Origin of the sequence: Vibrio diabolicus (assembly GCF_011801455.1) — a bacterium.
GTDB lineage: Bacteria > Pseudomonadota > Gammaproteobacteria > Enterobacterales > Vibrionaceae > Vibrio > Vibrio diabolicus.
Window position 1 is genome coordinate 1,847,697 of record NZ_CP042451.1, and the last position, 18,651, is coordinate 1,866,347.

Annotated in this window: 18 protein-coding genes; 10 read left to right on the plus strand and 8 right to left on the minus strand. The window is 44.8% G+C overall.

Annotated features, from left to right (window positions below):
* Positions 1–109 precede the first annotated feature (109 nt).
* Positions 110–1,366 (minus strand): NAD(P)/FAD-dependent oxidoreductase, encoded by a 1,257-nt coding sequence (locus FR741_RS08895; protein WP_167426661.1) that lies wholly within the window; start codon positions 1,364–1,366, stop codon positions 110–112.
* A gap of 109 nt (positions 1,367–1,475) precedes the next feature.
* Here FR741_RS08895 and FR741_RS08900 point away from each other — a divergent pair, with 109 nt between their 5' ends.
* The 6 genes from FR741_RS08900 (at position 1,476) to FR741_RS08925 (ending at position 8,000) form a co-directional block, all read left to right on the plus strand.
* Positions 1,476–2,477, plus strand: coding sequence for a 4-hydroxyproline epimerase (locus FR741_RS08900; RefSeq protein WP_114322422.1), 1,002 nt, complete (start codon positions 1,476–1,478; stop codon positions 2,475–2,477).
* A 21-nt stretch (positions 2,478–2,498) separates the two neighbouring features.
* A complete protein-coding gene (locus FR741_RS08905) occupies positions 2,499–4,031 on the plus strand; it encodes an aldehyde dehydrogenase (NADP(+)) (protein ID WP_167427105.1) in 1,533 nt (510 codons plus the stop codon).
* Between the two features lie 152 nt (positions 4,032–4,183).
* Positions 4,184–4,858: a GntR family transcriptional regulator gene (locus FR741_RS08910; protein ID WP_167426662.1), complete on the plus strand. Its 675-nt coding sequence runs from the start codon at positions 4,184–4,186 to the stop codon at positions 4,856–4,858.
* A 30-nt stretch (positions 4,859–4,888) separates the two neighbouring features.
* Entirely contained in the window at positions 4,889–5,653 is a 765-nt protein-coding gene (locus FR741_RS08915; protein ID WP_006741636.1) for a hypothetical protein, read from the plus strand.
* 363 nt (positions 5,654–6,016) lie between these two features.
* Positions 6,017–7,609, plus strand: a complete 1,593-nt coding sequence (locus FR741_RS08920; RefSeq protein WP_167426663.1) for a S41 family peptidase — start codon at positions 6,017–6,019, stop codon at positions 7,607–7,609.
* A 70-nt stretch (positions 7,610–7,679) separates the two neighbouring features.
* Entirely contained in the window at positions 7,680–8,000 is a 321-nt protein-coding gene (locus tag FR741_RS08925) for a hypothetical protein (RefSeq protein ID WP_052764190.1), read from the plus strand.
* A 72-nt stretch (positions 8,001–8,072) separates the two neighbouring features.
* Here the strand turns inward: FR741_RS08925 and rlmF are convergent, their stop codons facing one another.
* Positions 8,073–9,200 carry a 23S rRNA (adenine(1618)-N(6))-methyltransferase RlmF gene (rlmF, locus tag FR741_RS08930; RefSeq protein ID WP_167426664.1) on the minus strand — a complete coding sequence of 376 codons (1,128 nt, stop codon included), beginning with the start codon at positions 9,198–9,200 and terminating at the stop codon, positions 8,073–8,075.
* Entirely contained in the window at positions 9,187–9,702 is a 516-nt protein-coding gene (locus tag FR741_RS08935; protein ID WP_048626292.1) for a M48 metallopeptidase family protein, read from the minus strand. The genes rlmF and FR741_RS08935 overlap by 14 nt, the downstream gene beginning before the upstream one ends.
* A gap of 138 nt (positions 9,703–9,840) precedes the next feature.
* On the opposite strand from FR741_RS08935, the gene FR741_RS08940 reads away from it, so the two are divergent.
* Positions 9,841–10,071: a glutaredoxin family protein gene (locus tag FR741_RS08940; protein WP_005377871.1), complete on the plus strand. Its 231-nt coding sequence runs from the start codon at positions 9,841–9,843 to the stop codon at positions 10,069–10,071.
* A 27-nt stretch (positions 10,072–10,098) separates the two neighbouring features.
* On the opposite strand, the gene FR741_RS08945 is transcribed toward FR741_RS08940, so the two are convergent.
* Complete coding sequence (locus FR741_RS08945) at positions 10,099–10,968, minus strand: LysR family transcriptional regulator (RefSeq protein WP_167426665.1); 870 nt, start codon at positions 10,966–10,968, stop codon at positions 10,099–10,101.
* Between the two features lie 106 nt (positions 10,969–11,074).
* Here FR741_RS08945 and FR741_RS08950 point away from each other — a divergent pair, with 106 nt between their 5' ends.
* From FR741_RS08950 to FR741_RS08960, 3 genes are all read left to right on the plus strand, one after another.
* Complete coding sequence (locus FR741_RS08950; protein WP_167426666.1) at positions 11,075–12,298, plus strand: MFS transporter; 1,224 nt, start codon at positions 11,075–11,077, stop codon at positions 12,296–12,298.
* Positions 12,299–12,386: 88 nt separating this feature from the next.
* Positions 12,387–12,959: a DUF1415 domain-containing protein gene (locus FR741_RS08955; protein WP_053807305.1), complete on the plus strand. Its 573-nt coding sequence runs from the start codon at positions 12,387–12,389 to the stop codon at positions 12,957–12,959.
* 110 nt (positions 12,960–13,069) lie between these two features.
* Complete coding sequence (locus FR741_RS08960) at positions 13,070–13,645, plus strand: nucleoside triphosphate pyrophosphohydrolase family protein (RefSeq protein WP_005397767.1); 576 nt, start codon at positions 13,070–13,072, stop codon at positions 13,643–13,645.
* Positions 13,646–13,714: 69 nt separating this feature from the next.
* Here the strand turns inward: FR741_RS08960 and btuD are convergent, their stop codons facing one another.
* The 4 genes from btuD to FR741_RS08980 all read right to left on the minus strand — a co-directional run bounded on the left by btuD (position 13,715) and on the right by FR741_RS08980 (position 18,646).
* Complete coding sequence (btuD, locus tag FR741_RS08965; RefSeq protein WP_084742362.1) at positions 13,715–14,482, minus strand: vitamin B12 ABC transporter ATP-binding protein BtuD; 768 nt, start codon at positions 14,480–14,482, stop codon at positions 13,715–13,717.
* Complete coding sequence (btuC, locus tag FR741_RS08970) at positions 14,469–15,464, minus strand: vitamin B12 ABC transporter permease BtuC (RefSeq protein ID WP_031780659.1); 996 nt, start codon at positions 15,462–15,464, stop codon at positions 14,469–14,471. The genes btuD and btuC overlap by 14 nt, the downstream gene beginning before the upstream one ends.
* Positions 15,465–15,546: 82 nt before the next feature.
* Complete coding sequence (locus tag FR741_RS08975) at positions 15,547–16,575, minus strand: succinylglutamate desuccinylase (protein WP_005377878.1); 1,029 nt, start codon at positions 16,573–16,575, stop codon at positions 15,547–15,549.
* A 274-nt stretch (positions 16,576–16,849) separates the two neighbouring features.
* Positions 16,850–18,646, minus strand: a complete 1,797-nt coding sequence (locus tag FR741_RS08980; RefSeq protein WP_167426667.1) for a M3 family oligoendopeptidase — start codon at positions 18,644–18,646, stop codon at positions 16,850–16,852.
* Between the last annotated feature and the right edge of the window lie 5 nt (positions 18,647–18,651).

Below are 18,651 nucleotides of genomic sequence, written 5' to 3' on the forward strand. Positions count from 1 at the left end.
GGTTGTTTTTCTGGAGGCATCCGAGTACGGCTGTTGGACACCAGATTTGTTAAAATTAAGTTAACATTAGCATTTAATATATTTTATACAATATTTAATGTTAAATTTTTTAGACAAATCGCTGTAGTGAAAAGGGTGAAAGATCAATCGATGTCGGCTTTCCTTTGATAAGCTCGAAAAGGAGCTCTGCCGTAATCGCCGCTTGAGTTAGCCCAAGGTGTTGGTGGCCAAATGCCAGTAATACATTTCCATCCCAAATGCTATCAATAACCGGTAACGAGTCGACTGTTGAAGGCCGATTCCCCATCCACTTTTCTCCTTGCTTGAGTGGATGTAACCCCGATTCAAACATCTCATCACCTAACTGAAAAAGCATTTCTGAACGTTTCATATTGGGTGGTGACTCTACATCGGCATACTCAACAGTGCCTGCCAAGCGTAACCCACCTGACATAGGAGTCATGATGAATTTTCTATCGGCAGAGCTAATAGGAAATGGCAATACATCACGCTTGTCATCCACCATTAGGTGATAACCACGCTCGGCTTGAATAGGCACTTTGACTCCGGTTAGTTGCCGTATCAAAGGCTTAGAATGTACACCTGCGGCAACAATGATTCGGTCAAATGAATGTGTTTGAGACTCAACCAGCACATCGCCATTTTTCGCCAACGCAGATACACCTTTTTGTAAAACCTTACCGCCAAGAACTTCAAAGGCTTCACTTAGCTCAGCACAGAGCTGATAAGGGTCTAGCGTATGACCTGTTTCGGGAAAAAAGACTCCGACACGAACCTTATGGCTGAGATCAGGTATCCGCTCTCGAATCGCCTCTTGTGTCCAAACTTGATACGCCACACCGTTTTTAGCCAGTGAGTTAAGCGTACTTTGGTAGTCTTTAAACAGTTTCTCGTTTTCAAAAGTGAGCAATGAACCATTCATTTTTATTAGATGTGCTTTTCCGATTGAATCAAGCACGTCACGCCAACTTGCCACTGACCGCTCGTTAAGACTCTTAATCGCGTTTTTTGCCCGCTTCGCGACTGATGGCTTTGTTTGTAATAGAAAACGAATCATCCACCCGATTGTGTTTGGAATATCTTGCCAACGGATCGAAACCGGACTTTTGGGATCTAGCAGCATTTTAGGTAATTGTGGAAGCAGCGCTGGCGTTGCAAGAGGGAAGATTTGCTCAGTCGCGATATGACCTGCATTTCCCTTAGAGCATCCATTCCCCACGCCATTGGGATCAAAAATCGTGACTTGATAACCTTGCTGCTGCAACTTCAATCCAATTGATAAGCCAATAATCCCCGCACCTATCACGGCGATCCTTTCCTTTTTGGTTTCATCCTTGACCAACATAAATATGCTCCGAGTCACACTTGAAAACGTAGATTGTATACAATATATTTTACATTACGTTAACATCACTATTGTTTAATTCAACCATTTTTTCAGCAAGGAGCGAAAAATGAGACAAGGAACTTTTTTCTGTATTGATGCCCACACCTGCGGCAACCCAGTTAGGCTGGTCGCAGGCGGTGTGCCTCCACTCGAAGGCAATACCATGAGCGAAAAGCGCCAATACTTTCTTGAGCATTATGATTGGATTCGTCAGGCACTCATGTTTGAGCCTCGCGGCCACTCAATGATGTCGGGATCCGTTGTTTTGCCTCCTTGCAGCGATAACGCAGACGCTTCAATTCTGTTTATTGAAACCAGTGGCTGCTTACCAATGTGTGGCCACGGCACCATTGGAACCGTCACTACCGCTATCGAGAATCGCCTTATCACTCCCAAAAAAGAAGGCCGTTTGATACTTGATGTCCCAGCAGGACAAATCGAAGTGCACTACCAAACAAAAGGTGACAAGGTCACGTCGGTGAAGATATTTAACGTACCAGCTTACCTTGCCCACCAAGACGTAACCGTGGACATAGAGGGCTTAGGTGAGCTCACTGTCGATGTTGCTTATGGCGGAAACTATTACGTAATCGTCGACCCTCAAGAAAACTACGCCGGACTTGAACACTACTCTCCAGATGAAATTTTGATGCTTTCACCAAAAGTTCGCGAAGCGGTATCTCGAGCGGTTGAATGCGTACATCCAGAAGATCCAACAGTATGCGGTGTTTCTCACGTGTTATGGACCGGAGAGCCCACTCAAGAAAACGCCACCGCTCGAAATGCTGTGTTTTACGGCGACAAAGCGTTGGATCGTTCGCCATGTGGTACGGGAACAAGTGCACGTATGGCGCAATGGCATGCAAGAGGCAAACTCATTCAAGGGGAAGACTTTGTTCACGAAAGTATCATCGGCAGCCTATTTCAAGGACGTATAGAAGGCATTACCGAAGTGAATGGCAAAGCCGCTATTTTGCCAAGCATTGAAGGATGGGCACAAGTATACGGTCACAACACGATATGGGTAGACGATGAAGACCCATATGCGTACGGATTTGAAGTGAAGTAATAAGGATAGTAAGGAAGAATGATGAACCCACAAGAACCAACCACTTTTTACGCAGTCAACGCCTTTACTGGTGAGCCTCTACCTATAGCGTTTCCGGTACATGGAGAGCAAGAAGTTAATCAAGCCGCCTCAGCCGCCCAAAGCGTTGCGCGTGAGTTTCGCCAACTAAGCAATGCAAAGCGAGCGAGCTTACTTTGCTCTATCGCCTCTGAATTGGAAGTGAAGAGTGAAGAAATCGTTGCTCGTGGTCATTTAGAAACTGCCCTTCCCGAAGCACGTTTAAGCGGTGAAATAGGACGTACCGCCAACCAATTACGACTATTTGCCGAGGTTGTGAGCTCGGGTAATCACCATCAAGCAATTTTCGATACGCCAAACCCAGACCGTCAACCACTGCCGAAATCAGATATTCGTCGTCAGCAAATCGCAATTGGCCCTGTCGCCGTGTTTGGTGCGTCTAATTTTCCGCTCGCATTTTCTACGGCAGGTGGTGATACGGCTTCGGCACTGGCAGCTGGCTGTCCTGTGATTGTAAAAGGCCATACCGCCCACCCTGGCACCAGTCAACTTGTTGCTGAGTGTATTGAGGCTGCACTTGAGAAAGAGTGCTTACCGCAAGCCATCTTCACGCTATTGCAAGGCAACAAACGCGCACTTGGCCAAGCACTCGTTACCCATCCAAAAATTAAAGGGGTTGGTTTTACAGGCTCAGTCGGTGGTGGCCGTGCGCTGTTTAACCTAACTCAGCAAAGACCAGAGCCAATCCCCTTCTATGGCGAACTAGGGGCGATTAACCCAACATTTATTCTCCCTTCAGCCATACGAGCAAACGCATCATTGGCTGAAGAGTTTGTGGCTTCTATGACTTTGGGCTGTGGACAATTTTGTACAAAACCAGGCGTTGTATTTGTCTTGAATAGCCCAGAAACGCAAGCCTTTATCGAAACTGCTCAAGGGTTAATTCGACAACAATCAACGGCCACTTTGCTAACGCAAGGAATCCGAGAAACGTATGAATCAGAAGTTAACAAGCGAGCTTCCGAAACGGGCATTAATGTAACTCGCTCTGAACAAGCAGAAGTGACCAATGTCGCACCAGTACTGTTCGTGACGGACAGTAAAAACTGGCGTAAAAACCCACAATGGGAGGAAGAAATATTTGGTCCTCAATCGTTAATCGTAATCTGTGAAGATTTCGATGACATGTTGAAACTGAGTGATTCACTGACTGGCTCGCTCACCGCAACCCTTCACGCTACCGCTGAAGACGAAGAACAAGCCAAGCAACTGCTTCCAAGTTTGGAAGAAATCGCCGGACGCCTTGTATTCAACGGTTGGCCAACTGGCGTCGAGGTTGGTTACGCTATGGTTCATGGTGGACCATATCCGGCTTCAACCAATTCTGCCTCAACATCTGTCGGGGCAGAGGCTATTCATCGTTGGTTGCGTCCCGTCGCTTATCAAGCTTTACCAGAATCTTTATTGCCGGATTCATTAAAAGCGTCAAACCCACTGGGTATTCAACGCGCCATAGACGGCAGAGTGTCCCAATAAGCTCACCAAATGGCTCAAAAAGGCATCAACTGATGCCTTTTATTTCACTCTACTTCTCAAAACCTTCTTTCCTAGTTGGTTTGTGCCAGAAAAATAATAAACTACTAAAGTAAAATGGATTGGATACAATATTAATTTAACGGGAGACTTCAATGTCACAGAAACCTGTTTTTAAAACGCGCACTCAGCTCGTTGAGGAAGCAATTCGAACTCAGATCTTGAAGGGCGAGTTAAAAACTGGTCAACCTTTACGTCAAGATGCGTTAGCAAAAGAGTTTAATGTTAGCCGAATTCCTGTGCGTGAAGCGTTAGTTCAATTGGAAGCACAAGGACTCGTTAGCTTTGAACCTCACAAAGGTGCGACGGTCACTGAGCTATCTCCAGAGAAAATCAATGAGCTATTTGAACTGCGCGCTGTCGTGGAATGCCACATTTTAGAGCGTGCGATTCAAAATATGACAGACGCTGACCTGGAACGCGCGCGCGAAGTTCGCGAACGTTTCGAGTCTGTAATGAACAGTGGCGACGAAGTAGAAGAATGGAGCAACTACAACTACGAGTTCCACAAAGCCCTATATGCGCCAGCCAACATGCCTGAAACTATGGACGTCATTTACAACTTGAACACAAAGTGTGACCGATACATACGTATGCAGCTATTGTTCACAACAGGCATTAAAAAGGCAGAAGAAGAGCACTTAAGCTTGTTTGAAATGTGCCAAAATCGCGATATAGAAGGCGCCAAGTATCTGCTGAAAAAACACATTCTAGAAGCAGGCACAGCGATTCGAAACCTGCTGCTTGAAAGGCAAAATATCAGCCAGTAAACGGAATAACGAATAAGGTGATATTCAAGGATGAATGTTGGACCAAAGTTTTTACTCGCAGCGCTACGACAAAAGATTAAAGAAGAAGGGCTTTGCTACAATTCCTTGTCAGAGAAAAGTGGCATCCCTCTATCTAGTATTAAACGCCACCTACATAATCCAGCTTTAGGTTTGGATAAAGTACTTATTTATCTGAACTACCTGAATACCGATCTCATCGAACTCGCAACCTTAGCCAACGAGCTTCAGCACCAAAACGAGCAAATGCTAACAGATGAAGAGAGCGCCCTTTTCGTTGAGCATCCTTATTTACTTGATTTTATTTATATGCTGACTTCTCGTGATATTAAACCGCAAGAGATAGCCCATACTTACGGACTTTCTGATACAAGCTTACGATTCTATTTGCGTATCGCGGAAATTCTAGGATATGTCGAAAACTTCGGAGACGGCTTGTTTTACCGTTCTGGTCGTCGATTTATTATGGAAGAAGGTACCGCATTGGACACCTTATTCAAAGAGCGATTTCAACAAGAGTCGCTTTCTCATAACATCAACCCAGGTGTGTGTGTGGGTCGCATTAGGCTCACCGAAGAGCAAAAAGTGCAAATAGAGGACGAGCTTTGTAATAAATTAGCGAAACTTAACGCAGTTAACACTTCCAACAACGAAGGTGAACTAACAAATATATTAATGCGCTGCACTCCTGGCGCTCAGATATTTTTCGCAGATGACTTGCCGGATATTGATGGAAGCCTGTTAAAGCACGTCGCCCAATTGACTAAAATAAATTAAAACATCAGATTAAAAATTTACCCCAAACCTAGAACGCATCATTTATTCCTGCTAAATCTCTAATAAATAGAATTTCCCGACCCAAAACTTACTTTCTATTTAGCAAACAACAATTAGTCGACAAAGAGAACCCTCCATTTCATCTTTGTTTTTTCCTTATTATTACGTTGAAACTGCTAAGGAACTTAAGGAATAACTAATGGATTTTTAAGAATAAAAGATAACCATTTTTACGTTATTTACCTCACACTCTTTAAATATAAATTTGCAGACGAACGAATTAAATTAATACATTCACCTAGCTAATAAAAACAAAAGCAAAACAGATAATTATAATTCTATTATTTATAAGGACATAGAAAAGTGAAATTTAAGTATTCTTTAGCAACGGCAGTCACTCTCGCATTATTACAAGGTTGTGGCGGTGGCGGCGGTGATGATTCATCTACTCCATCAACTAGCAGCGCAACCGGACCAACATGGAAAGCCGGTGATTTTAGCCAACCATCAAGCTCGTTTGTCAACCAATGTGAAACCCCACGAGTGGGTCGAGACCCATATAACAATTATGCCGCCTATCCAGATAAATTAGGTTCTTCTTTACACGAAAAACTCTTTTTAAGAGCTTTTACTAACGAAACTTACCTTTGGTATGACGAAGTTCCTGATAATAATCCAGCAAACTACAAAACCGTGACGGATTACTTCAACACACTGGTCACCTCTGCTACTACCACGACTGGTAAACCGAAAGATCGCTTCCACTTTACCGTCCCTTATGAAGATGATATGAAGTCATCGCAATCTGGTTTAGTCGCGGGGTTTGGTTTTAACTGGGCATTCCTACGTGGCGTACAACCTAGAGACGTTCGTATCTCCTATACTGAAGAAGCTTCTCCAGCTGATAGAAACGGCATTGCTCGCGGTGATAAGCTTCTAAAAATCAATAATATTGATGTGGTTAACACCGGTAGTCAGTCCGACATTGATTTTATTAATAAAACGCTTTTTAACCCTGACATCAATCAAGATTACACCTTCACATTTGAGAGTGTTGACGGCCTAGAGAAAACCGTGACGCTTACCGCCTCTGATGTCATGACTTCTCCAGTTAAAAATGCCAAAGTGATCGCACACAATGGTATGCAGATCGGCTATCTACAATACAACTCATTTGAACCAAGCGCTCAAGCCCCACTTATTGAGGCGTTCAGTACGCTCTCGGCAGAGAATGTTGACGAGATCGTCGTTGATTTACGTTACAACGGCGGTGGCTTAGTACTTCAGTCCTCGCAAGTAGGCTACATGCTAAGCGGTGCTGGTCAGAACCGAGTCTTCAGTGAGTTGATTCACAACGACAAAGTGATGCGTACCATTAAAGATGGGGATAACATCTATCGCTTTACGAATCTAGCAATAGACTGGGCAGCACAAAAGTATTCGGACCAAGTGCTGCCGACACTGAACAAAAAGCGCGTATATGTGCTGACGTCAGGAGGCACGGCTTCCTCAAGTGAACTGTTGATCAACGCTTTGCGCGGCATTGATGTTGAGGTTATCCAAATAGGCTCAACAACCACAGGTAAACCGTATGGGTTCTCAGCAGAACAAAACTGCGGCACTATGTACTACACTATTCAGTTCAAGTCAGCGAACGAGAAAAAATTTGGCGACTTCTCTGATGGTTTTATTCCTACTCCAAAGAGCCAAATCAATACCGAGCTAGGCTTAAACAATAGAGTGGAAGGTTGCTGGGTCAATGACGACCTAACAAAACCATTAGGCGATCCGTCTGAAGGTATGCTTTCTGCGGCACTAAACTACATGGAAACTGGAACCTGTCCGCCAGTCTCCTCTTCAAGTTTCAACGCCATGCCGCGTAATATTTCATCTCCGGAGTTAAGCGATCTTCGCTCTCCGCTACGAACAGAGGCAATTCATGTTGAGATCAACTAACTTTTTACGAATGCTGATTCGGGTTGCGCTTTTCTTAGGCACTTCGATTTCTTTGATAGGATGCCAAGCTATGTCACAAGAACCCGTTGAAGCATTGAGTAAAAAGAACTCTCCGGAAACAGTCATAGAGATTCAAAACGCGATCGCAGAAATCCAAGGGACACCAGCACCTAGAATCGCAAATAACGTATTTGAATCTTCACCGCATTTGTTGATTGAAAAAGGACGAGTAAAAGGGAAAAACAATCAACTGTTGGATGGCAGCTATACGGATCTTCCAGACCAATATACGTTGCAGATAAGAGGTGAAACCTGCGGCTTGTACTACGCCAAAACAGATACCTTTGTCACTCTCAGTTCACTAGATTGTGAGCCCATCATTAAGTTTTAGATCTCCTCAAAAGAGAAGCCCGCTGATATCAGCGGGCTTCCTACTTTATTGTTCAGTGTGAAACGGTCAACGTTACTTTAGTTCAATCCATGCTTTGCGCTGTTGCTTATCCATGTATGACCAAGCTACAAAGCGGCTCACTTTCTGCCCTTGACTCATTTCAACCACACGAATGGCTTTCACACCCAATTTTTCAAGCTGCTTGCGCATCGGACGAACGTTGTCTTTTTTGGATATAAGTGTTGTAAACCACAAGACCTGCGCGGCAAAAGCTTGGCTTTCATTCGCCATTTTTCGGATAAACGCCGCTTCTCCACCTTCACACCACAATTCAGCGTTTTGACCGCCAAAATTCAACGCGGGCTTACTTGTCTTTACTGGTGCGGTTTGAGGTTTTAGCCCTTTCTTACGCTGGTTTGCTTTTAGATTATCGATTTTACGCTGGCTGCCCATAGCGGCATCTTCCGCCGAACGGTGGAATGGCGGATTACATGTCGTCACATCATAACGATCATTCGGTTGAATGATACCTAGATAAATATTGGCATCATTGTGTTGCTGTACCAGTGTAATTTTTCCCGTCAAAACACGATTGTGCTCTACGATCGTTTGAGCCGATTGGATGGATTTTGGATCGACATCGCTGCCCGTATAGTGCCAACCGTATTTTGTTACACCAACAATCGGATAAATACAGTTTGCTCCCACGCCAATGTCCAACGCTTTCACTTTTTGGTGCGCGTACTGACCTTTTACTTCACCATCAAGTAGTTCTGCCACTCGGTGAATGTAATCAGCGCGGCCCGGAATCGGTGGGCAAAGATAGGTGTCGGGAATGTCCCAGAACTCGATACCATAATACGCAGCAAGCAATGCTTTATTGAGCATTTTGACAGCGTTAGGATCAGCGAAGTTTATGGAGTCTTCCCCTTTCGGATTTTTGATAACGAATGGCTTTAACTGTGGTTCACTTTCCACGAGTTTTTTAAAATCGTAACGACCTCGATGAACATTACGCTCATGCAAACCATTCTTCGCTATTTTTATGAACTCGACTTCGCTCTTTCCTGCAGGCTGCGGGGATTTGCGCGCAACTTTGTCTTTAACACGCTTCGGTTTGGCTTTATTCGCGTCTTTATTCTGAGCCGCCTTTGAAGTCTTTGGCTTTGCTTGCTTCGCGTTGTGATTATTGTTCTTCATTCAAATTCGCTTTTAAATCGAGGTAAATCATAAACAAACGAGCATCAAATTCGAGTTGGTGATACTCAGGCTCCATGTAGCAACATAGCTGATAGAACGCCTTGTCGTGGTTTTTCTCACGAGTATGCGCCAACTCATGTACCACCAGCATTCTTAATAGTGGCTCGGGCGCATCCTTAAATACATTGGCAATGCGAATCTCGTTTTTCGACTTCAGCTTACCGCCATGGTTTCTACTGATAACACTGTGCAAACCAAGCGCATTGTTTACCGCGTGAATTTTCTTATCGTAGACAACTTTACTGATTGGCGCAGCTTTCTTCATGTAGCGGTTTTTGATTGCCATGGCGTACTCATAGAGCGCCCTTTCGCTTTTGATTTGGTGCCTATCGGGATAACGCTTTTCGAACCAAGGAACAAACTTGCCACTCGCTATCAATGAGCCCACCTGCTCTATGATGTTTTGTGGGTAGCCTTGAATGTATCGAAGTGACGGATGCATAGAATTAACGTCTGTTATGACAAAATAAAGGCGCTCAATATACCTGAGATAAAGGACAGTTTCACCTTAGCTTTCGCCTTTCATTTATGGTGAAAGGCCGTTAAACTTCGCCTCCCAATGATAATGGAGAGAAATTCAATGAAACGTGTCGTTCTTTACGTCAAAGATAAATGCCCTCACTGCAAAGATGCTCAACGTTATCTGGATTCGAAAAATATTAACTATCGTTTGTGCAATGCTAAGATGCAACGCGGTCGCAAAGAACTTGATGCGCTTGGTGCTCGTTCAGTGCCAGTTTTAAAAATTGGTGATCGGGTAATGATTGGCTGGAACCCAAAGAACTTCGAGAAGATGTACAAAGGCGACTAGTGCTCGGACGATGAATCTGCGCTGCGTTTAAACGTAGCGCTTGACAAAGTCGATAAACGTTCGATCTGCTATTGATAAGTACCCCTGCTTGCGCCAAGCAAGTGCCAGATCCAGCGTCACTGGTGGTTCAAACGGTAGGCCAACAACGCCCGACTCATGTTGAGTCACCAGTTCCAGTAACGCGGTAATCGCAAACTCTTGTTTCACAATACTCAAAATCAAAGGCAGTAAGTTGGTCTCGAATGATGACTTCATGGTAAACCCATGCTCCTCACTCACCTGATCCAAAAATTCGCGGTGAAAATAGCCATGCTGAAACATAACCAAATCGTGTTCAAAGAACTCATCAAAAGTAAGAGAGTCTCGCTGGGCTAACTCATGCTCAGGTGAAACAACTGCGACCATTTGGCTAGTAAACAAATGGTCAGTTTCTAGGTCATCAGGCACGTTATCACAACTGATCACACCGATATCAAGTTGACCATTAAGCAGCATACGACGAATCGATTGAGTCCCAGCTTCGACCAAGGTCAATTTTAACTCCGGGAACTGGCTTTTAAACGCCATCACAATTCGTGGAAAGAAATAACTGCCCATCATTGATGGCGTCCCGAGTCGTACTTCTCCTTTCGCTAAACCTTTCAACTCATCAATCGCGAGCTGCGCGTCATGCAACTGTTGAATCACCCGCTTGGCATGTACAAGTAGCGTTTCGCCCTCTTTCGTTAAGCTGATTTTTTTATCATCACGGCGAAATAGGGTAACGCCCAAAGACTGCTCAAACTTTTTAATAGAAATGCTTAAAGCGGGCTGGGCAATATGCAGGGCTTTCGCCGCATGGGTAATGTTTCCATGTTCAGCGACCGCCAGAAAATGTTTAAGTTGTTTCGATTCCATTAGATCAAAAATATATGGTATCCATATTTTTAATATATTTTTTTAATTTACAACGAACTGATAGATTGATCACAGTCTCTCCATTTGCTCACATTAGGCAGGATTCATGGTCAGTTTTGGCACACCGGAATACAAACGCATTACGCTCTCGCTAGCGCTTGGTTCCTTCTTGGTTTTTTCAAATTTATACCTATTACAGCCAATGCTGCCCACTTTTGCCCAAATTTTCACGATCTCAGAAACGCAAGTTAACTGGCTATTTGCGGCCTCAACACTCGCTCTCTCTTTTAGCCTCGTTCCAATGGCTGTGTTATCAGAATCAGTGGGACGAAAGCCAGTCATGATGGCCGGTCTGTTTTCGATTCCTACCCTTTCCGCTTTGATGCTGTTTGGTGACTCATTCCTGCTTTTGGTGGTATGTCGAGCATTGATCGGTGTCGCGCTCGCCGCTTTTGCGGCGGTCGCCGTGGCTTACATGGCAGAAGAGCTCGACAAGCACGCTTTCTCGATGGCAATTGGAACGTACATTGCGGCTAACTCATTAGGCGGTATTGCAGGGCGTATTAGCGGCGGCTTATTGGCGGACAATTTCAGTGTTGATGTCGCCATTGAAGTTATGATGGTGTTCACTCTTCTTGGTGTCATTGGTGTTCACTATTTATTGCCAACACAGCGCAACTTCACCCCGTCATCAAGCAGTTTGCGCCATCAAAATCGTGCGCTTATTGGTCATTTTAAAAACCAACGCGTGTGGTTCGCGATGCTGATAGGAGGACTCAACTTTGCTTTGTTCGTCAACCTTTACTCCGTCATGGGTTTCCGTCTGGTGAGTGAACCTCACAATGTGCCCGTCGGGTTGGCCTCACTGATCTTTATTTGTTACTTGGGAGGGACTTTCTCCTCTCGTTGCGCAGGCCACTGGAGTAAACGTTATTCATCAATCCTCGGTATGTTCTTAGGCGCGATAGTGAGCATGACGGGAATGTGGATTGCTGCGGTTGAGAGTCTGACCGCAATGCTAGCTGGGTTGTTGCTGATAAGTTTTGGTGCCTTCTTTACTCATACCCTCGCCTACGGTTGGGTCGGTCAGAATGCCACTCGCGCCAAAGCCACCGCGACAGCGCTCTACTTAGTACACTACTATGTAGGCGGTAGTTTGGGAGGATTCTTACTTCTTTATTGTTGGCAACATGGTGGTTGGTCGAGTGTTCTTCTGGGGGGAAGCGCAGTCTACCTAGCGATGTTTGCTGCGATTGCGTATTTGAAACACATCGCCGAAAGAAAGCACACTGACCAAACACCTGACACTGCGAGTTTAAAGAGTAGCTAAGGTACGCTCATTTACGTAATACCTCTCTGGTTACTTGGATAACCAACTCTGCTATGCTTGCGCTACTTTAATAAAACCAGAAAGTCGTATGTCAACGCGTTCAACACAAAACACAGATATCGAAGCGATCACTCAACAGGTCGATCAATGGCTCAACGATGTGGTAATCGGACTCAACCTATGTCCGTTTGCTGCCAAACCGCAACGTAATAAACAAATCAAAATCTTTGTTAGTGAAGCGACTCAAGAAGAAGCGCTTCTTGAAGATATTTTATTGCAGCTGATTGAGCTGAGTAACACAGAGCCCGAACAACTTGAGACCACGTTGGTTGTGGTTCCCAACATGCTACAAGATTTCTGGGACTACAACTTTTGCATAGATTGGGTTGAAGGATTAATTAAGCAGCAAAACTGGGAAGGTATTTTCCAAGTAGCGACTTTCCACCCTGATTACTGTTTTGGCGGCGCAAGGCCTGAAGACGACGAAAACCTGACCAATCGTTCTCCTTACCCGATCTTCCATTTGATTCGCGAAGAGAGTATGGAAAAGGTACTAAAACACTATCCTGATCCTGAATCCATTCCCGATACGAACATCGCTCGTGTTTCCGCCCTTTCAGAGGAAGAACGTAAAAAGCTGTTCCCTTACCTATTTCGTTAAGCACCACCATTCCCCAAAGGCAGATTTATCACCAGTTAGATGCAATGCCCTTGGGGTTCAAAGTGCGGTTTGGTATCATTGCCGCTTCAATCGATTCAATGGAAATTAGAATGCAACTGTCAAAGCTAACCCAAGAGATTTTTGATCACTTATACCGTGATATCACCGAGTTCCGTAGTACGTTCGACTTACCAGTCGCAGACGCTGCAAGCCTTGATGCACAAGCAGATACACTACACACCTCTTTGGCGATCGAAGAGCTAACAGAGCTAGCAGAAGCGGATTGTAAAACTGAGCAAGCAGATGCCATCGTAGACAGCGTGTATGTATTAATGGGCCGTCTCGTTCATCTTGGCCACAGCAAAGTAGAAGACAACCTGGCGATCAGCTACTTAATTGATCTTCTATTAAACGTTGCGGTAAACCGTGGTATCGAATTTATTCCTTGCTGGGATGAAGTACATTCAAGCAACATGAGCAAAGTATGCCGTAACGAGCAAGAGTACTCAGAAACAGAAGCATTCTACGCGGAACAAGGCATCAAGTTGATGGCGGTGCAGAAAGGTGAATACATCATCGCGAAATGCGCCGAAGATTTCGTATCGGAAGGTAAAACCATTCGTAAAGGCAAAGTACTCAAATCTGTTTACTACCGCCCAGCAGATCTAAAACCGTTAACTCAATAAGCGTTGAGTTTGGCTATCTCGATTAAAAAAAACGGCCTCAAGTAGGTCGTTTTTTATTGTCCCTAAATACTAATCAAAGATTAAATAAGGTTGCTCATCTACGATGACCTTTTTGACTTGAGTATTGAACACTTCCCCGAGAGCTTCTTCCGTTAGCACAGTATCGGCATTTCCTGATGAGTGCAGCACACCGTTGTTAAGCAGCAATACTTTATCTGCGTGCTTTAATGTGCGATTGAGATCGTGATTAGCAACCAATACTCCAATTCCCTGCGCCGCCATAGCGTTAATCAATTGATAGAGCAGACCCTCTTGCGCAATATCTAACGGTGCTGCTGGCTCATCCAAAATTAAAAACTGCGAAAAAGGATTAATGGTACGCCACACCTGCAAACATACACCTGCTAATCGGACACGTTGCCACTCACCACCGGATAATGTTTGAATACTGCGATGAAGCTTATCTTGAAGTTGTACCAGCTCCACCACCATATTGACGGCATCACGCACTTTGATATCCGCAATCTCAGCACCACTTGGCAGAGATAAAGCGAGATACTGAAACACATCAACATTAAACGCTGGGCGTGATTGCTGACACAAATAACCTCGAACATGAGCTTGCTCTGACAACGGTAAAGTAAGCAAGTTTTTGTCGCCAACGTACACTTCACCACTCATACCCTCTCGGTAGCTTAACGTACCAGAAATCGCAGCCAATAAAGTACTCTTACCTGAACCATTAGGCCCAACGACATGTACGATTTCGCCTGCTTTGCATTCAAAAGAAAGAGGCAATAATCGACTACCAACCGACATATGTTTAACGTGCATCATGACTCTTCACCAGCATCCAGATGAAAATAGGTGCGCCAATCGATGTTGTCATGACACCTAAAGGTAGCTCTGCGGCGTCCAATAACAGCCTTGCGCCGATATCCGCAAATACAAGTAACGCAGCGCCAGATATTGCAGAAAGTGGCAATAAATAACGGTTTTCTGTACCAAAAGCCAAACGCAACAAGTGCGGGACCACCAAACCAACAAAACTGATGATACCACCCAAAGCGACTGAACTACCCACCAAAACAGAAATGGCGAGGATCAGTTTCCAACGCATTTGATGTACATCGACTCCCAATTGGGTCGCATGAATCTCACCAAGCATCAATTTATCAAGCGACTTGCCTTTACAACATAACCAGATAAGCACTGGTAACATCACCAAGGTAACGGTATGTTGATACCAACTTGCGCCACCAATGCTGCCCATTAACCAATACATCAGTTGGCGTAGGCTAAGATCATCACTGAAGTAAAATGCCCACGTCACAATCGCGCTCGATAAAATACCCAATGCGACACCAACCAAAAGCAATCGAGCCGTCGTCAGATGCATTGCCCTTGCTATCGCCACCAAAACAAACGTGAATACCATCGAGCCTGCAATCGCTGCCAACATAAAAACAATCGGGGTGGGAAGAACAGGTGACGCGAACATGATTAAGACCATTGCTAAGCTTGCACCACCAGATATACCAAGCACGCCGGGTTCAGCCAAAACGTTCCCAAGCAACACTTGTAACGTCGCGCCAGATACCGCTAACGCAGCACCAATAATTGCCGCAGACACCAACCTCGGTAAACGTAAGTCCACCAGTAGCTTATGTTCAAATGCAGATAAAGATTGAAAAGGAGAAAGGAAAATTTCTCCGACCATCAAGTGGATGGCAGAGAGTACAGCGAGCACGATCGACATAACCATCAGGTTACGTTGCCAGCGTCGTTCCTTGTTCAGGATAAGTTGTTGAAAATCCATAGCGGCCGATAAAAACAAACGAGGCTTAACCTTACAGTTAAGCCTCGGTAAATTGCAATTAACTTCTCAAAGCAATGTTGGATTAATCGTAAACCAACTCACCCTCTTCAAAACGGGTTTTCACTTCACAAACCATCAGAGCTGCACGTTGACCTATTGCGACGTGGCGGTTCGGGAAGACAATCGCTTCGTTTTCATTCTTCGCCATTAATGGTTTGTCGCCATCATGACCAAACACTTCGCCGTGAACAAATGAGGTGAAGTTTTCAACATTGTCGTCGAACATAAAGTCAAAATCTTCGTTCAAGCGAACGATTGTGCGACTTACGCGATACTTAATGCATGGTTTTGGTAGGTGTTCTGGCTTCGTTTCCGCAATCAAATTACGTAAAGACAAATCAAACGCAGTCAATTTATCGAGGTCATTTTCACCGATACGAGCCACACGACCAAGCTCCATCGTGAGAGCTTGCGCACCAAAATTCTCGGCACTGTACCAGCTAAACGTACTCGATGGTGAGTTTGACAAGAGCACAGCTTCAATGTGTGCACTGTCCAAGAAATCGATTAATGCCTTGCTTCGCACAGGATGACGAGTCTTAGGACTTACTGCAAACGTATAGTGCTTCGAACCTCTAATCGCGCAGTGTAAATCAAGGTGCCAGCGTGTTGTCGGGTCGGTATCCTGATAGAAATCGCGAACGAGCAGCTTTAGCGTATCAGCGATGACAAGCTCTTTTGTCTGTTTGTGTTCTTTTTCGTCAAACAGACGGTTGAGGTTTTCTTCAAGGAATCGCGTGTGCGCCAGAGTGGATTCTGGGTGAGCGATAATGAACAGACAACGGGTATCGACCGTCTGGAACCCAGATTCTATGTCTTGAATAATGGAATCCACCAGCTCCATCGGTGCGGTTTCATCTCCGTGAACCCCACAAGAGATGATGATGTTCTTCGTATCCTGAGTATAATTCGCAGGGATTACTTCTAATACACCACGCTGATAGAGTTTAAGTTTTACACCGTTAGAAAGCACCTGCTCCGCTGGTGCAACATCGATATGAACATCTAACGTGTCAGTTAAAAACGATTGGCGAAAGAGAGACTTCGTCATGCGTTACTCCTTAATAGCACGGCGGGTATGTTAATAAATTGTACAAAGGATTTTTGTTGCTGCGATCTCACTTATGAGTAGAAATCACTATTTCCCTCGAAAATCCGATACCTTTTCGCGCCAGGCACTCAAATCAAGCATTGAGGCGTTTAATTTTTAAACAATTACAAAGTGTTAGGGCTGTGAACTTTACCACAGCCCTGATTAAGATCATTATGATTTGATCAAATTTTTGTAGCTATAAAGCAGATTATGCATCAACTCTGCGAAAAACTTAGCCGCGCTGTGCGAGCAAACGCTCAAACTCATCGACTTTTTCACGCACTAGCTCAACGCTCTGCTGCCAAAACGTTGGTTGAGTTAAATCCATCGATAGATGCTTTTCGACAACATCTTCCGCCATCATGCAGCCAGTGTCGCGCAGCAAATTGATGTAATCGGTGTAAAACGCTTCGCCTTTGGTTTCTCGCTGTGCATAAATACCCTTGCTGAATAAGAAACCAAACAGGTATGGGTAGTTATAAAAACTCACACTATCGATAGAAAAGTGCAGCTTGCTTGCCCAGAAGTACGGATCCGGCTCGCTCATTACGTCGCCATACCATTCTTTCCAAGTTTCAGACATCAACTCACAGAATTCATCTGCGGTTAACTCTCCATCCTGGCGGCGTTCATAGAACGATTTCTCAAACTCATAGCGGACCGGAATGTTGATCATTAAAGCTAGCGCAGATGACAACTCTTCCCACAACATCTCTAGCTTTTCATCGACGTTCTCCGCTTTCGAAATCAAATGATCACGAACGATGTTTTCTGCAAAGATAGAGGCGGTTTCTGCTAACGTCATTGGGTAGTAAGTTTGGCAAAGTGGCAAATCACGAATAACCCAGTTATGGAACGCATGGCCAAGTTCATGTGCAAGAGTCATAAGGTCTGAGCGACTGCCACTCCAAGTCATAAACACAAGTGGTGTTCGCGTTGCTGGCAGTTTGGTGCAGTATGCTCCAAGACGCTTGTTGGCATTTGGCGCGGCATCAATCCAACCATTTTGTACCATCAAACGGACAAACTCCGACATCTCAGGGTTTACTGTTTCAAATGCTTCACAAATAACATCAATCGCTTCATCAAAGTCGTAAACCTTCGCTTCACCGCTCAAGGCGGGCATAGCTGCCAGATGATTCCAAGGTTTCATCTCATCCAGACCATGTACTTTCGCCATCAATAAACCCGCTTTCTGACCAATAGCTCGACTGTCTTTGGCTACGGTCATCATCGCATTTAAAGTTTCAGCTTGGATTCGGCTACCATGCAAACTCGGCTCGAGGAAGTGAACTTCACGCTTCGTCGAACGCTTTTTGTTTTCAGTTAAACGCCATCCTGCTAACGCATTCAAAATTGCAGCGAATGATTCTTGGTGCGTTTGCATTGCATCTTGTACGCCTCGCCACGCGGCTTCTTGACGCTCAAATTCAGACCCATAAAGGATGCTTGCCGCTTGAGAAAACCCAAGCTCTTCACTCTTACCATCTGCGTACTCAAGCTTCACTTTCAATGAGCCAGTCAGGTTATCGTATAGGTTACCCCAAGCCGACTTACCATCCACACTCATCGCAGCCAGTAGCTGTTCTTCGGCGTTACTAAGACGAGTATCCGCCAACTTTCTGGAGTTCAAGATAGAAAAAGCTTGCCCACTGATATCAGGGTTCTCATGGTCTAACACGCGCAAGATAAACTCTTCGTCGGCATGCGTTAGTGTCAAATCAAAGGGACTGAACGCTTGAGAAAGCTCCGAAAAGATGCGGGTCATTTTACCAAGTAACGATTTCGCTTCGGCGTTTGTTGCATCAACAGAAGCATAACAACTCGCAAAATTTGCAACTGTGCCCGCTAAACGACTCGCGGCTTCATTGGTCAAAATCGCATTTTGCATGATCTCTACGTTGCCACAATCTGCTGATTGTTTATTCAAAAGATCAATACATTGTTCCACAAGAGCACTATCGTCTTGAATTCGTGGGTCAGAAAGGTCGTTATAAACGATGGACAAATCCCAACTCGGCGTTGTCATTTCTA